This window comes from Calothrix sp. CCY 0018 (assembly GCF_963920925.1).
Lineage (GTDB): Bacteria > Cyanobacteriota > Cyanobacteriia > Cyanobacteriales > Nostocaceae > Rivularia.
This window is the reverse complement of the sequence record NZ_CAWUDI010000032.1, coordinates 1-14882: the sequence shown is the minus strand read 5'-3', so window position 1 is coordinate 14882 and position 14882 is coordinate 1. Positions and strand designations below refer to the sequence as shown.

General features: G+C 38.5%; 14 protein-coding genes and 1 pseudogene. 7 read left to right on the top strand and 8 right to left on the bottom strand.

What is annotated here, in order from left to right:
* Positions 1–415 precede the first annotated feature (415 nt).
* The gene (locus ACM03V_RS22015; RefSeq protein WP_414622935.1) at positions 416–1528 is read left to right on the top strand and encodes a geranylgeranyl reductase family protein; all 1113 of its coding nucleotides are present in this window, start codon (positions 416–418) and stop codon (positions 1526–1528) included.
* Positions 1529–1604: 76 nt separating this feature from the next.
* Here the strand turns inward: ACM03V_RS22015 and ACM03V_RS22010 are convergent, their stop codons facing one another.
* A complete protein-coding gene (locus ACM03V_RS22010) occupies positions 1605–2450 on the bottom strand; it encodes a type II CAAX prenyl endopeptidase Rce1 family protein (RefSeq protein WP_414622934.1) in 846 nt (281 codons plus the stop codon).
* 314 nt (positions 2451–2764) lie between these two features.
* Positions 2765–3181: an AbrB family transcriptional regulator gene (locus ACM03V_RS22005; RefSeq protein ID WP_096659486.1), complete on the bottom strand. Its 417-nt coding sequence runs from the start codon at positions 3179–3181 to the stop codon at positions 2765–2767.
* Between the two features lie 1436 nt (positions 3182–4617).
* On the opposite strand from ACM03V_RS22005, the gene ACM03V_RS22000 reads away from it, so the two are divergent.
* Complete coding sequence (locus ACM03V_RS22000) at positions 4618–5634, top strand: succinate dehydrogenase/fumarate reductase iron-sulfur subunit (protein WP_414622933.1); 1017 nt, start codon at positions 4618–4620, stop codon at positions 5632–5634.
* A 552-nt stretch (positions 5635–6186) separates the two neighbouring features.
* Here the strand turns inward: ACM03V_RS22000 and ACM03V_RS21995 are convergent.
* Both ACM03V_RS21995 and petN read right to left on the bottom strand, forming a co-directional pair.
* On the bottom strand, positions 6187–6348 hold the full coding sequence (locus ACM03V_RS21995) for a hypothetical protein (RefSeq protein ID WP_414622932.1): 162 nt from the start codon (positions 6346–6348) through the stop codon (positions 6187–6189).
* A 7-nt stretch (positions 6349–6355) separates the two neighbouring features.
* Complete coding sequence (gene petN, locus ACM03V_RS21990; RefSeq protein ID WP_010998401.1) at positions 6356–6445, bottom strand: cytochrome b6-f complex subunit PetN; 90 nt, start codon at positions 6443–6445, stop codon at positions 6356–6358.
* Positions 6446–6562: 117 nt separating this feature from the next.
* Here petN and ACM03V_RS21985 point away from each other — a divergent pair, with 117 nt between their 5' ends.
* The 4 genes and pseudogenes from ACM03V_RS21985 to ftsH3 all read left to right on the top strand — a co-directional run bounded on the left by ACM03V_RS21985 (position 6563) and on the right by ftsH3 (position 10069).
* Entirely contained in the window at positions 6563–7033 is a 471-nt protein-coding gene (locus tag ACM03V_RS21985; protein ID WP_414622931.1) for a hypothetical protein, read from the top strand.
* 116 nt (positions 7034–7149) lie between these two features.
* Positions 7150–7272: pseudogene (locus ACM03V_RS21980) on the top strand (exonuclease); the annotation flags it as partial.
* A 54-nt stretch (positions 7273–7326) separates the two neighbouring features.
* A complete protein-coding gene (locus ACM03V_RS21975) occupies positions 7327–8118 on the top strand; it encodes an aminotransferase class IV (protein WP_414622930.1) in 792 nt (263 codons plus the stop codon).
* A 103-nt stretch (positions 8119–8221) separates the two neighbouring features.
* Entirely contained in the window at positions 8222–10069 is a 1848-nt protein-coding gene (ftsH3, locus tag ACM03V_RS21970; RefSeq protein WP_414622929.1) for an ATP-dependent zinc metalloprotease FtsH3, read from the top strand.
* A gap of 239 nt (positions 10070–10308) precedes the next feature.
* On the opposite strand, the gene ACM03V_RS21965 is transcribed toward ftsH3, so the two are convergent.
* Positions 10309–11121, bottom strand: a complete 813-nt coding sequence (locus ACM03V_RS21965) for an SDR family oxidoreductase (protein ID WP_414622928.1) — start codon at positions 11119–11121, stop codon at positions 10309–10311.
* Positions 11122–11383: 262 nt separating this feature from the next.
* Complete coding sequence (locus tag ACM03V_RS21960) at positions 11384–11605, bottom strand: hypothetical protein (RefSeq protein WP_414622927.1); 222 nt, start codon at positions 11603–11605, stop codon at positions 11384–11386.
* 491 nt (positions 11606–12096) lie between these two features.
* Here ACM03V_RS21960 and uvsE point away from each other — a divergent pair, with 491 nt between their 5' ends.
* Positions 12097–13041 (top strand): UV DNA damage repair endonuclease UvsE, encoded by a 945-nt coding sequence (gene uvsE / locus ACM03V_RS21955; RefSeq protein ID WP_414622926.1) that lies wholly within the window; start codon positions 12097–12099, stop codon positions 13039–13041.
* A gap of 484 nt (positions 13042–13525) precedes the next feature.
* Here the strand turns inward: uvsE and ACM03V_RS21950 are convergent, their stop codons facing one another.
* Positions 13526–14404, bottom strand: coding sequence for a pentapeptide repeat-containing protein (locus ACM03V_RS21950; RefSeq protein ID WP_414622996.1), 879 nt, complete (start codon positions 14402–14404; stop codon positions 13526–13528).
* Between the two features lie 59 nt (positions 14405–14463).
* Positions 14464–14628: a hypothetical protein gene (locus tag ACM03V_RS21945; protein WP_414622925.1), complete on the bottom strand. Its 165-nt coding sequence runs from the start codon at positions 14626–14628 to the stop codon at positions 14464–14466.
* Between the last annotated feature and the right edge of the window lie 254 nt (positions 14629–14882).

Below are 14882 nucleotides of genomic sequence, written 5' to 3'. Positions count from 1 at the left end.
AATTCGCGATGAACCTGCTTCAGAATCAAGATTAGATTTACTCAAACTTAATAAAGTATCTTCAATACTTAACCAAAAATTTTTAATTCGTCAAGCTGTTAATTGTAATTTATTAGCGGTAATACAATTAATAGGAATTAAACTGTAAAGTAAAATACATATAAGTAAATTTAACTTATGCAGAGCATAACAGTACAGAAAAAAATACTAAAAGCGTAAATACAAAAAATCGGTTAAAAAGTAATTTTAATTAGTTATATTTACGGATGAATGTATCTAGTTAAGAATAGAGGTTTAGATAAATACAAATAATTCCGAGTAGAATGGCGAATGATTTGAGTCATTTTATCGGTAACAGTTGAATTTGATAAGAACGACCTACACATCGTTTATTAAGGAGTAAAAGTTTAACCATATGTACGATTGCATCATCGTCGGCGCGGGTCCTGCTGGTGGAACTGCTGCGTATCATTTAGCGAAACAAGGACGCTCGGTACTTGTTTTAGAAAGAGAATCTTTACCAAGATATAAACCCTGTGGTGGTGGAGTATCCCCCGCAATCGCCAAATGGTTTGACTTCGATTTCAGTCCTGCAATTTCCATGAAGGTAGACACCATCAAGTTTACTTGGAAAAAAGGAGATCCAGTAGAAACCAAAATACAAACCATCGAACCAGTATGGATGGTACAGCGAGATGTTTTTGACCATTTTTTAGTCAAGCAAGCTGTGGCGAAAGGCGCAGAACTCAAGGATAGTACTGAAGTAAAATCTATTGAGTTTAAAAGTGACCATTGGGAAGTAAGTACGGCAAATGGTACATTTTCAGCACGTTACCTAATTGCTGCGGATGGTGCGGCTGGGCCGATGGCAAAATGGCTCGGTTTTAAAGAACCCAAACGCCGTTTAGCGGCTGCCTTGGAAGCACCTGCTGCACCCGGACAAGATAAATCTAAAATTCTGTTTGAATTCGGCACAATTAAAAACGGCTATATCTGGAGCTTCCCCAAAGCTGATGGTGTATCTATCGGTGCTACAACCTTCCTTGGTGGAGAACCTGGTAATTTTACTAAAATTTTCAAGGATTGCAGCTCGATGCTTGGTGTAGATGTCAGTGCTGCTAAAGAGTACAGCCACCCCGTATGCGTATGGAATGGCAATAAAACACTACATACTCAAAACGCAGTCTTAGCTGGAGAAGCAGCTTGTGTAGTCGATCCCATGACAGCAGAAGGAATTCGTCCCTCTATTTTTAGCGGTATGAAAGCTGCTGAAGCCATTCATAAAGCACTTGGTGGTGATGCCAACGCACTAGAACAATACACTGAAGTAATTGCTGAAGAATGGGGCAGTGATATGGCTTGGGCGCAGAAGCTAGCTGGCGCATTCTATCGCTTCCCTGGTGTTGGTTACAAAGCAGGTGTAAAACGTCCTACTGGTAGCCAAATTATGGGTCAAATTCTATGCGGACAGTTGCGTTACGGTGACGTTGTAGGTCGTGCCCTCAAGCGTTTGGTTCCTTTTGGTTAATTAACTTTTATTAGCTCGTAGTAAGGACTTTAGTCCTCCAATGATTGGGCTTGAGCCACTTACTACGAACAAATAATTAAAGCATTAAATATAAAATTGTGCCGGTTATTCCTATGCAAAATATTCCGGCAACACCTGCTAAGGGTTTTTTATTCTTACCTGTTATCCACTCATATTTTTGGTCATCAGTGTAATCAACTAAATTAAGCGTATCAATACTTGCGATCGACCATACCCAACCAGCGTGAAGTCCCCAAGCTAAACCTAAGCTACCATTATCGGCAAATCTTGCTAATACTAAAACCATTCCCATTAACCATAATCCAGGAAGTTGGGGAGTTGTTTCCCGTTGTTCCCAAACTAAATGCAGTAATGCGAAAATCAAACTGGAAATTATTGCTGCAATCCAAACTGAATAAATTTGTTCGAGTTGAGTGAAAAGAAAACCTCGAAATACTAATTCTTCAACACCACCGACTAATAAGGCTACGAGCATTATTGAGAATAATGTAGATGGAACTGATTCTAAATTCGATAGTTTAAACTTACAAAAACCAAAATATAGCTGACAACCGAATACGAAAACTAAACTTACGACTCCCCAGCCAAACCCCATAAAAAGCGAATATAGAATTGAAAAATCACCTATCCAACCGTAAGCTGCTTCATCTTGATTTGTCAGCCAGTTAGTTAGCAGTAGGATTAAAGGAGCTAATAAATAAAGAGAAATTACTAAAGCAATTTTCTGCTCTGGTTGCAAAGGTTGCTTCGGTTTCCAATGCAGCACTTTTGTCAAAATTAATGCTATTGGTAGCCAACATACTATCCAAGCAATAAAAAAAGCCATTACTACAACGTATGCGGGTGCATTTTCCCACTGGGACACGAAGTTGCTGTTAAACGGCTCAAATAAATCTGTCAAAATTAACCATCATAAACACATATTTTTAAGAAAGATAAACAAAAATTTAGCTTTTAATATGGAGCTATAGAAAAGAGAAGCATTAATTACATCAATACTTCTCTATTCCCTATAAGTACGACTCGCAATTGAATCGCTCCTGTACCATTTTTTTCAATCAAAAGCACAAAATTTTCCAGAGCAATAAGGTCGTTTTGGCATAGTTAAATTTTCAACAATTAACTGAAAATCCACCAAAACAACTATCTACTTATAAGTGCAGGGAAAAGTCATAAAATATTGTCTTCCTTTCTAATCCCTGCTATAAGAAAAACTTACTCTTCTTCTTCTGAATCTTCATCAGAATCTTCGTCTGTTTGACTTGCACCGTCAACTTGAATTAAGTGAATGTGTTTGTATCCCAACTTAATTTCAAACTCATCTCCCGATTTTAAACCCATTGCTTTGGTATATGTAGCACCAATAACAATTTGACCGTTTTGATGAACGCTAACTCTGTATGTCGGTTCGCGTCCTCGACCATCTTTTGGTGTTTCCGGACTCAAGGGAATTCCCCTAGCCGATAACAAAGCATCGTAAAAATCTGTTAAGTTTACTCGTACCTGACCATTCTTAGTAGTAGTGTAATACCCGCATTGCTTTGCTCTTTCTCGTCTCGGCAAATTAGATAATTCTTTAACTTTGGAAAGCAGTGTTTTCCCTGTTAATGGCGCTGTTGCTGTTTCACTCATTACACTCAAATTTTCCTTAATCTGTGCTTTCGCGATAAATAATGCGGTTTTATGCCTTGCCTAAAGGCGATTTTTTGACATTCTTACATCAAGCTTTTTCAGACTTTAAGTAAGCCTCAATTCCTGAAAGTCTAATTCTACAAGAATTATGTTGATGGCATTCCACAACATTTTACTCATAAACTACCGTCTTTTAAAGGAATTAGTTTCAGCGTTCTGACACAGCCTTAGCTTATGAAAACCATCAGAGATGAAAAATTTTTCTCACTCGGCTTTTAAATAAAGCTAATTAACTGTAATTTACTTTTACAAACTATGCGAGCCTGCTTTTTAAATAAGCGGGCAGACTCAAGAAGTCAACAGGCATTTTATTTGCAGCCAAAGTCTTTTCGACCCAAGAGTTGCAGGATTTTCCCTAACATTGCTCTATGGCTTAAGACAGCATAGTTATTACTAAGGATTTACAAGGATAAAGCCTTTTATGCTGCCAATAGAGACAAAAAAAATTATGCCCCTAGATTACGAAGAAACAAAGCTATAGCTACCGCGCTTGTACGGCAATTTATTATGGTTTTGTTTCCTCGTAATTTTATATTAAATACTAACATGGACTAATAATAGCAAAATAATTGTTTAAGTTTTAATTATTTTTGCTCTAACTGCTTTTATTTAATGTTCTGCTTGGAATGGAGTAGGTGTTGTTCGGAGAATTTTATAAAAATTCATCGGCGTTATAATCGCTATTTTTGAAAAGATTGTTACATATTCCACTTGAAGCCGAATATTCATTTCTGTAACACGACTAGAGATGTACAAGTCTTCTGACAAGCAAATGCGAGAACCCAGATGTTAATCAATTGGTTCAAGTCTTCTATAATAATCTTAAAATTGACTCAAATAGCAGGTTAATAAAGATTTTTTATCCGTGACACCTGAAGAATGGTGTGGTTGTTGAATAATAAAGGAGTTATAACCGATTGGTATGTTTGAAAAAATATTGTCAGGTACTATTTTATTGATTTGTTGGTAAGACTGTTGTTTTGAGTAGTTTGGGGCAAAAAATTCTTATAAAACTTCGCTCTCCTAGTAAACTTATATTAATGATGCTAATAGCTAAGCGCGGAGCAATGCTTTTTGAGCTTTGGAATGCTTCTAAATTGAGAGTAGGCAACGGAAAATGAGGAATATAAAAATTCTACTTTCATGCTCTGTTGGAGTAGAACTTGTGAAGGTGAGGGGCTACCCGATTATATTTTTACACTTATCTCACACAGACCATATAACAGATTCTATGAAGATGATTAGTCAGTCTTAAGCAGCGATTTGAATTTGAGCAATAAGAGGATAAGCAGCTACAAGGAAGGCAAACTACTACATAAAAATTCATTTATTTTGACAAGCAAGGGTAAAAAATTCAAGTTGGGACACAGGGTAAAATGAAAGTTAATTTTAAAGTTATTCGACAAAATCAGAAAACATCTCCCACAGTTCAAACTTACCTCTTGGATGTAGAAGATGGTAATACAATCCTTGATTGTCTTAATCGGATAAAATGGGAGCAAGATGGGACTTTAGCATTCCGTAAAAATTGCCGCAATACAATTTGTGGGAGTTGCGCTATACGGATTAATGGGCGCTCCGCTTTAGCTTGTAAAGAAAATGTTGGCAGCGAAATTGCGAGATTTGCACCACAAATATCTCAGGAAAATTCAGCTAATTCTATTCCTGAAATTACTATTGCCCCATTGGGTAATATGCCTGTACTAAAAGATTTAATTGTTGATATGAAGGGTTTTTGGAACAGCTTAGAAACTGTTTCTCCTTATGTCAGCACTGCTGCAAGAAAAGTGCCCGAACGAGAGTTTTTACAAACACCAGAAGAAAGAAAGCAGCTTGAGGAAACTGGTAACTGTATTATGTGCGGTGCTTGTTACTCTGAGTGCAATGCATTGGAAGTAAATCCAGATTTTGTCGGTCCTCATGCGCTTGCAAAGGCTTATCGGATGGTGGAAGATAAGCGCGATGATGAAACACAAAAGCGTTTGGAGCAGTATAACGAAGGTACTAAAGGAGTTTGGGGTTGCACTCGTTGCTATTACTGCAATAGTGTTTGTCCGATGGAAGTTGCACCTTTGGATCAAATTAGCAAAATTAAGCAGTCTCTTCTGGAAAAGAAAGAAGCAAGCGATAGTCGTTCGATTCGTCACCGTAAGGTATTGATAGATTTAGTCAAAGAAGGCGGTTGGATTGATGAAAGATTATTTGGTTTACGGGTTGTTGGTAATAATCTTAAAGACATCAAAGGTTTATTAAGTATTGCTCCTCTTGGTTTACGAATGATGACTAAAAGTAAATTTCCTTTGACTTTTGAACCTTCACAAGGATCTAAGCAGGTGCGTTCTTTGATGGAAGCTGTTGAGCGGGAAAAAGTCAGCGAAGGGAATAGGGAATAGGGAATGGGGAATAGAAAAGACTTAGTATGGTGTTCCCGATATTAAGATCCCCCCAACCCCCCTTAAAGAAGGGGGGCTTTTGATAAGTTTTAACAACGCACCATCTTCGTTTCGGTGTGTCAAGATTGAAAGGAAGAATTTTTAAGATATTGTATAAATACGTTGGTGCTGAGGAAATTTGACATAATACAGCACATTTACCACCGGGAAATAAAATTTTATCGATTAATGATATTGATAATTGGATTGGAGAAACTAAACAAAAGCCAGATAACTGGGGATTGATTGCAGCAACTTTTGTTATTGATTACGAAGGTTATTTAAGAATTGCCGACAGACATTCCGAACATATTGCTTGTGCTGGGGAGAAAAATTAATTTGTCACTATTGCTAACTGCTTTAATCAAAGATTTTGAATTAAAAATCTAAAATCCAAAATCCAAAATCCAAAATCTAAAATCTAAAATCTAAAATCTAAAAGACGTAGCAGTGCTACGTCTCTACATTCAGATATGAGGGATTTTCGCAGGATAGCGTATATTGCCTGTTATATTATCGCTGTTTTGTTGTTTTGCGGCGCATTTCGCGTTTTTCTTGTTCTCGAAGACGGCGATCGCGCCATTCCATCAGAGTCAAATAAATCACGCCACCTGTAACGGCTACGAGTAATACTAAGGCTGATATTGCCAAAATGTTGAGAAATGGACCTTCCACGATAATTCTATAGCCCGTTACGACCCCAAACTACCATTGCAATCGACCAAGTAAAAACTACTAATAGAGAAACCCAGCCTAAAGTCAAAATCGCCATAATACTACTTTTAAACTTCCTGTCTTAACAACTCCATAAATATCATACAATCATCAGTTACTAGTTGAAATAGGAAATAAAGCATAGGGCATTGGGACTTGGGCATGGGGCATTGTGATGAAAGAAACCTATAAACCGAATTTAATGGCGGAACGTTTGGAATCTCTTAAGGCTGGGATTGTATCTGCTGTATCGTTTTGTTTGGTATTTATTTTGGCTTCTATTTTTAATCAGTTTTTATTGAAAGAGTATTTTCTCGAACTATATAGTGACAGTATAATTACGCTTAATTTACAGTGGTTGATAAGTGCTGGAATTGCCGGTTTTTCTGGTTTTCTATTTGGTGCTACCTATCGCTACATCATCCGCGAAGATGACAACCCGCATCTGAAAGAAGGAGGCGTGCTTGCTTTCGGATTAGTACGCGGTTTAGCTCAGGTAGATATTGGCTTAGATTTTTCTTCCTCAATTTTTCCTTTAATAGTGCTTGCCTCAGAAACTATCGTAGGTTTTGCTGTAGCAGCTTTTAGTTTAGATAGCGCGATTAAGTTTGGCTGGGTTAAAGCTTTTAAAGAAAGTAGGGAGTAGGGAGATTGGGAGATGGGGAGATGGGGAGGTGGGGAGATAGGGAGAATAACTAACTTCCTACTTCTAACTCCTAATTGATAACTGGTAACTAGCAACTGGTAACTGATAACTGATAACTGACAAAGGCTTTGGAATATTTAGGAATAGAATTACAAGGAACTCACCATCGCGGTATCGATGATGCTCGGAATATTGCTGCAATTTATAAATACATGAACCAAAATAAGGTTAAAGGTTAAAGGTTATTAAGTCTTAAGTTTTCACAACTATCAACTAACCATTAACAACTAAATATGTATTGGTACGATGGCGAATTAGTCGAATCTGAAATTATTCAATTACCAATTAACGAACCTGGCTTATTATTTGGTGCAACAATCTTTACAACTCTGCGGGTTTACGATAATTCCCTTGATAGCCGTTTAACTCACTGGGAAGCGCATCAAAAGCGGCTGCTTTCTTCCGTACTCAGCTTAAATTTTCAACAACCATCATGGCAAAATATCCGCCGTGGTGCAGAAATTCTCATAAATAATTATCCGATTCTCAGAATTACCCTGTTCCCCGATGGCAAAGAATGGATAACTGGTAGATTAATACCCAATGATTTGACAGAAAAGCAAAAGTATGGAGTAAAAGTAACTCTTGCTCAAATTGAACAATACCGCAGTTTACCCGTTCATAAAACAGGAAATTACCTAGCTCCTTGGTTGGCGAAAAAAAATGCTTTAAAACAAGATGCTCAAGAAGCGATATTAACTAATATTGCGGGAAATTGGTTAGAAACTACTACTGGTAATCTTTGGGGATGGCGCGATCGCTGTTGGTTTACTCCCCCGTTAAGTGCGGGAATCTTACCGGGAATTATGAGAGAAAAAATTATAACTACGTTGCGAAGTAATCAATATCAAGTTAAAGAAGAACACTTTACCCCAGAATTAGTTCAAGGATTTGCAGCGCTAGCCTACACTAACTGTGTAGTGGAAATACTACCAATACACCAAGTCATACACCCCACGAAGCAGCTACAATACGATCCTAGCCACTATATTTTTCAGGAATTACGAAGATATTTACTAGCATGATGTGTACGCATTCTGGTATACGTTAAGATAAGTTAACATAATTCTTAAAATTCCAATCTCTTTTAGAGACGCGACAAGAAAACCAACAGGAGGATTGACCTCGGTGAATAATAAAAGATGGAGAAATGCGGGGCTGTATGCGCTGCTTTTTATTGTTGTTATCGCTTTAGGAACGGCATTTTTTGATAACAATCAAGCCCAAAATCGGGAAACATGGCGCTACAGTGAGTTTATCCAAAAAGTTGAAAATCGCGAAGTACAAAAAGTTAGTTTGAGTTCGGATCGCTCTACAGCTTTGGTGACAACCACGAACGAAGAGAACAAAAAGATTGTCACTTTGGTAAACGATCCGGATTTAATTAATACTCTTACCAAAAACAACGTTGATATTTCTGTAGCTCCTCAAACCGATGAAGGTTTTTGGTTCAAGGCACTCAGCAGCTTATTTTTCCCCATATTACTTTTAGTGGGATTGTTCTTTTTGCTACGCCGCGCTCAAAGCGGTCCTGGTAGCCAAGCGATGAACTTTGGTAAGTCAAAAGCCAGAGTGCAAATGGAACCGCAAACTCAGATAACATTCGGTGATGTTGCTGGTATCGATCAAGCCAAGCTTGAGTTAAACGAAGTAGTAGATTTTCTTAAAAACGCCGATCGCTTTACTGCTGTTGGTGCGAAAATTCCCAAGGGTGTATTGTTAGTAGGGCCTCCCGGAACAGGTAAAACTTTGTTAGCTCGTGCGGTAGCTGGTGAAGCTGGGGTTCCTTTCTTCTCCATCTCCGGTTCTGAATTCGTAGAAATGTTTGTGGGTGTGGGTGCTTCCCGCGTTCGCGATTTGTTCGAGCAAGCTAAAGCAAATGCTCCCTGTATCGTATTCATCGATGAAATTGACGCAGTAGGTCGTCAACGGGGTGCAGGTTTAGGTGGTGGTAACGATGAAAGGGAACAAACCCTGAACCAGTTGCTTACCGAAATGGATGGTTTTGAAGGTAACACCGGAATCATTATTATCGCTGCTACCAACCGTCCTGACGTACTAGACGCAGCATTATTACGTCCCGGACGTTTCGACCGTCAAGTAGTTGTTGACCGTCCAGATTACGCTGGAAGAGTGGAAATTCTTAAGGTTCACGCTCGCGGTAAGACTTTAGGAAAAGACGTAGATTTAGATAGAATTGCTCGTCGTACTCCCGGTTTCACAGGTGCGGATTTATCCAACCTGCTGAACGAAGCCGCAATTTTAGCAGCACGTCGCAACTTGACAGAGATTTCGATGGACGAAATCAACGATGCGATCGACCGCGTATTAGCTGGCCCGGAAAAGAAAGACCGGGTAATGAGCGAAAAACGCAAAGAATTAGTAGCATACCACGAAGCCGGTCACGCTTTAGTTGGTGCTTTGATGCCAGATTACGATCCAGTACAAAAAATCAGCATTATTCCTCGCGGACGTGCTGGTGGTTTAACTTGGTTTACCCCCAGCGAAGACCGCATGGACAGTGGTTTGTACAGTCGCTCTTATCTGGAAAATCAGATGGCTGTAGCTTTAGGTGGACGTATTTCTGAAGAATTAATCTACGGTGAAGAAGAAGTTACCACAGGTGCTTCCAATGACTTACAGCAAGTAGCCAATGTAGCTCGTCAAATGGTGACTCGTTTCGGTATGAGCGACAACCTTGGGCCAGTTGCACTTGGTCGTCAGCAAGGTAATATGTTCCTCGGTCGTGACATCATGTCAGAACGCGACTTCTCCGAAGAAACCGCAGCTACCATCGATATGGAAGTGCGCGACTTAGTAGACGTTGCTTACAACCGTGCCAAGAAAGTATTACAAGAAAACCGTCTAATTCTTGATAAATTAGCAGAAATGTTAATTGACAAAGAAACTGTAGACGCTGAAGAATTGCAAGAATTGTTAGCAAATAATGATGTGAAAACAGCAGCGTTTGCTTAATTCGGTTAACAGTGAAGAGTTAATTAAGAGCTTCTAACTGATATCAAACGGGGTAGTTCTAGTGTTTCTAGGATTGCCCCGTTTTTTTGTAAAAAATAAGTTCGTAGACGGTAGGTTGAGTTAGACACGAAAAAAAAATTAGGTTTGTAACGAAAATCTCTCAATCGTGTCGTAACGCAACATCATCATTGCCAACAACAACCCATCGATGATTCAAATTCTTATTCTAATAGCAAAATTCAAATCTTTTCAAATAAACTATTCCAATCAACTTCAGATGGTCTTTGCCCTTTATTAACTATTTCAAAAGCTTTGTTGTAACAATTTGAATTATTCAAACATTCAACACAAGCGTTTGCAACATCGATTCTGCTGGTATCTCCTGTAAGTTTATCGCCAGTTCCTATGACTACATCTAGTTTACCGTCGGTTTTTGCCCTCAATAAAGTATTCAAATCGTAAGATGTATATGGCCCATCAATTAAACGTCCGGGACGAATTATTGTATAAGGTAAATTGGAATTTTTAATTGTACTTTCTGCTTGTTGTTTTGCGTCAAGGATACCATAACTATTTAAAATATTGTAAGGAAAATCATTTTTACGTTCGACTCCACAGGAAGAAATAAATACAAATTGCTTTAAATTTTTTGGCGCAACTTCTATTAAATTACTCACACCTTGAGCATCAACTTTCATCGGACTATTTTTAGCTTTGGCTTTCGCTTCATCGGGGTTTAAAAATAGTCCAAAATAATCAAGAAAATTAGGGTTGTTTTCAAATTGCCACCTTTCGGAAGGGAAAGCCGTTGTACCGCTACAGCAAATAATATGAGTTACATTCGTCATTGCTGCTGGCAAGGTTTCAAGATTGCGGATATCCCCAACAGCAATTTCTACTTTCCCAGCAAACATATTTTCGGCTTTAGAAGCATTGCGCGTCAAAACTCGAACTTTCAAATTTTTATCGAGCAACTTTGCTACCGTTAATTGCCCAACTCCACCCGTAGCACCAGCAACTAATACTAAATCTTCTGAAATACCTGAAGTCATGATTTTTAAGATAACTGCACTACAAGAATACCTAATTAATTAGCTACCAAGACAAGGTGTCTTTTCAAGTTATTGAAGCCCTCGTCGGCAATTTCAGAAACCACCCGACAACTTATATAAAAGCAAAATCGAGGTAATTCTGCGCTAACTAGAGAATTATCTCGATTTTTAATATTGATATTTGGATTTGAATGCGTTCCCAATTTACTGCGTTTTAATTCCATTAATAACTAATAAATCCGCTACCCCAATGCATTAATCTTTAAGCTTTAGTTGATGATGGCTTGAGAAATAGCCATGCTACAAAAAATGTCGCTGCTGTAAATAGTTGAGTTAAATCTAACGCTGACAAATAACCATCTGACAATGTAGCAATGCTTCTATCGGTGATACCAAATAGCCAAGATGATACCCCAAATAACCAAATCCCATTTTTGAAATTTGCAATAAATCCTTTGGCTTCTGACGATTTTTGCTTATTCATAATGTCCTATTTTGTTGAAACAAATAGCAAGCAGTGAGTATGAATGCTCCCATACCTCTTTACGATTCTTAACTTCGTGACTATATGTATGTTAATAAATATTTCCGTTAGTTGACAGATGGTCTTTGATACATTTTAAAAAATGCAGTTGCTTAATTGTAAGCGAGTACTTTGAGTCTTTTTGTGCTAATTTTGACAAAATAGTTTACAAAAGTTTATTTTTTTCTATATACCTTTTGCTTTGGTAAAGTAGAACGTATTGCTGGAGAACAGCCTCGCGATGATAGTATTTTCTTTGCTGAATTCACGGATGGGTAGGTGTTGAAAATATGTGGGAGAGGGAGTAGAAAGAAGAAAATTCCTAATTTCTTTCTGGTAACTGGTAACTGATTACTGTCTTAAGAGTTAGGGCGTTTATGCCTTGCGGTACTTCTGATTTGTGAGTTGAATTTGTTCAATAGAACTAGTGAAGATATTTAATTAAGTTAGAAATGACTGCAATCCAGCTTGAATCAGCATCAGCGCAATCGAAGCATGAAGCGACTTTGCCGGAATTAGGGCTGGTTTGCATTACTGTTTCTCAAGAGGTGCGTTTTCGGACGATAACGCGCACTCGTTATCTACAGTTTGATCAAAAGGAACGTAAAAAGGCTCTCAAATCAATTTACGAAGATAATTTACAAAGGCTCAATTCTGCATTAACTTTTTGTGAAAAGCATTCGATTAAGCTTTATCGGATGACTTCTAATTTGTTTCCTCTATGCGATATCGAAGATAGAATTGGGGAAAATTTATTAGAGTCAATGAGCGCAGATTTAGCCAAAATTGGGGAAAGAGCGGCGAAATTAGGAATTAGAATGGTACTGCATCCAGATCAATTTGTAGTGTTAAGTTCCGAAAAGCCGCAAGTTGTAGAAAATAGCATCAATATTTTACAAACCCATGCTCGCATTATGGATATGTTGGGTTTACCTCGTTCATCTTGGGCTTTGATGAATATTCACGGTGGTAAATCTGGGCGCGGTAAGGAATTGATAGAGGTAATTTCGCAGCTACCGGAAAATATTAAAAGCCGTTTGACTTTGGAAAACGATGAAAATGCCTACAGCACCAGCGAACTTTTAGAAGTTTGTCAAAATGCTGGAATTCCTTTGGTATTTGACGCTCATCATCATATTTGTCACGAAAAACTTGATAGCTATGATGATGAAAGCGTTACAGAAATGTTTTATGCTGCCAGGGAAACTTGGGATAATCCAGATTATCAGTTAGTTCATATTTCTAATGGAAAAGATGCTTTTAAGGATAGAAAGCACAGTGACTTGATTACCGATATGCCTTCATGTTACCGCGAAGCACCTTGGATCGAAGTCGAAGCTAAAACAAAGGAAGAGGCGATCGCTCATTTGCGTGATTGGTGGGAAGGAGAAACTTAGAAGCAATTCCACCACAGGGAAATCATCCAAGTGTTTTTAATCGTTTGCGGAAACATCACAAACGCAATCGTCATCTAAAAATGAGAATGGTAGGTTGGGTTAAATGCACGAAAAAATTTGATGATTGACCAATTAATTGAAATTGCGTCGTAATCCAACATTAATATTTTGGTTTAATAATGAATTATCCAACATAGATTTTTAAGTGAAGCGCGTTGTTTAATCGTAGGTTGGGTTAGACGCACTAAAAAACTGAATTATTAACCAATTAATTAGTATTGCGTCGTAACCCAACAGAGCGTGTTTTGATTTTAGATAAATTGTCCAACATATATTTTTGAATGAAGCGGGTTGTTTTGTTGGGTGTTTAATCTTGTTTTTAGTTGAATTATTTTGTTTAATCTTCTAGATGATGTTGGGTTTCGTTCCTCAACCCAACCTACGAACTGCTTCTTTAATGGCAGAGTTTGAACTTGTAGATGAGTTAAACATTCATGGAAATACATTCCCCATCAGGCATGATAGTTTCGATGCAAGAAACTTCCATTCCCAAAAAATTAGCTCTAGTATTTTGGAAGTTAACTCTAATACACATAGCATGGTAGAGACTGGTACTACTCAAATCAGCCCCTCTCAAATCAATATTAATCAATTTAACTCCTTCCAAGTTAGCTCCGAAGTTAGCTCCCCCGAAATCGCAACAGATGAAGCTACTTCTGTTAAAATCAGCTCTGAACAAATCAGCATCCCTGAAACTGACATTGCTAAAATAAGCTCCGGACATATTGACACCACGCAAATCAATTCCAGAAAAATCGGCATTATGAATGACGATATCTTGGAAGTTCCCTCCTTTGTTGATATGTTCGCGCAATTGTTGAACATCAGTAATTTGTCTAATGGGGTCATTCCTGATAATGCCATCAGGCATGATAGTGGAAGCAAAAACAACACTTTCGTCGATTTTGATATCAGTCAAATTAGCATTCCTCAAATTGCAACCAATCAACTTAGTAGTTTTACGACTAGTCAAGTTAGCACCAGTCAGATCAGCACTAGTCATATCAACGTTGACAAAAGTAGCACCCCTCCACCTGGATTCTTGCAGATTGGTATTGCTCAAATTGGAGTTGACCAAGAAGTAGGGCAAATTACTAAGCCTCAAATTGGCACCACTAAAGTTAGCATTGATAAAGTCAGTACGAGTAATACTGGAATACTCCAAATTAGCAGTGCTGAAATCGGTGCCCAGAAAGCAGGGATAGCCAATACTGATATATCTCAAGTCAGTACCAGCAAAGTTTCGCTCCCCAGCTTCGTAACGCTTAACAATTTCTTCACTCAAGGTGTTCAACCTGAGCATTTCCTCAAATTCATCCATACCAAATCTTCCACCTCAACCAATACATACAACTCTAACCCCTATTCCCCTTGGGAAACCTTCGCAAACAACCTAACCCTAGAAATAACCGACCTCCCCACCGGACAACTAGCCGAAGCCCAAATTACCTCATACAACTCCCAAGGAATCCCCAACGGCGGAACCATCCTCATCGATCGCAACGCTAACGAAGTAGGCTGGTTCATCGACCCCACCCCCCTCGACCACAGCGAATTTTCGCACACCCTAGCCGACACAGCCCTCCTAGCCGCCGCCGACTCAGAAGCCTACGGAAAATACGACCTGATCACCGCAATCCTCCATGAAATGGGACACCTAGCAGGCTTCATCTCCGGCTACACCGAATTCGACCGTCACATCCAACAAACCAAAGGTAATAAAACCGTATCCCCTCAAAATTTCGGGGTAGGGATTATTGAGGCATCCATGAGCAACCAAA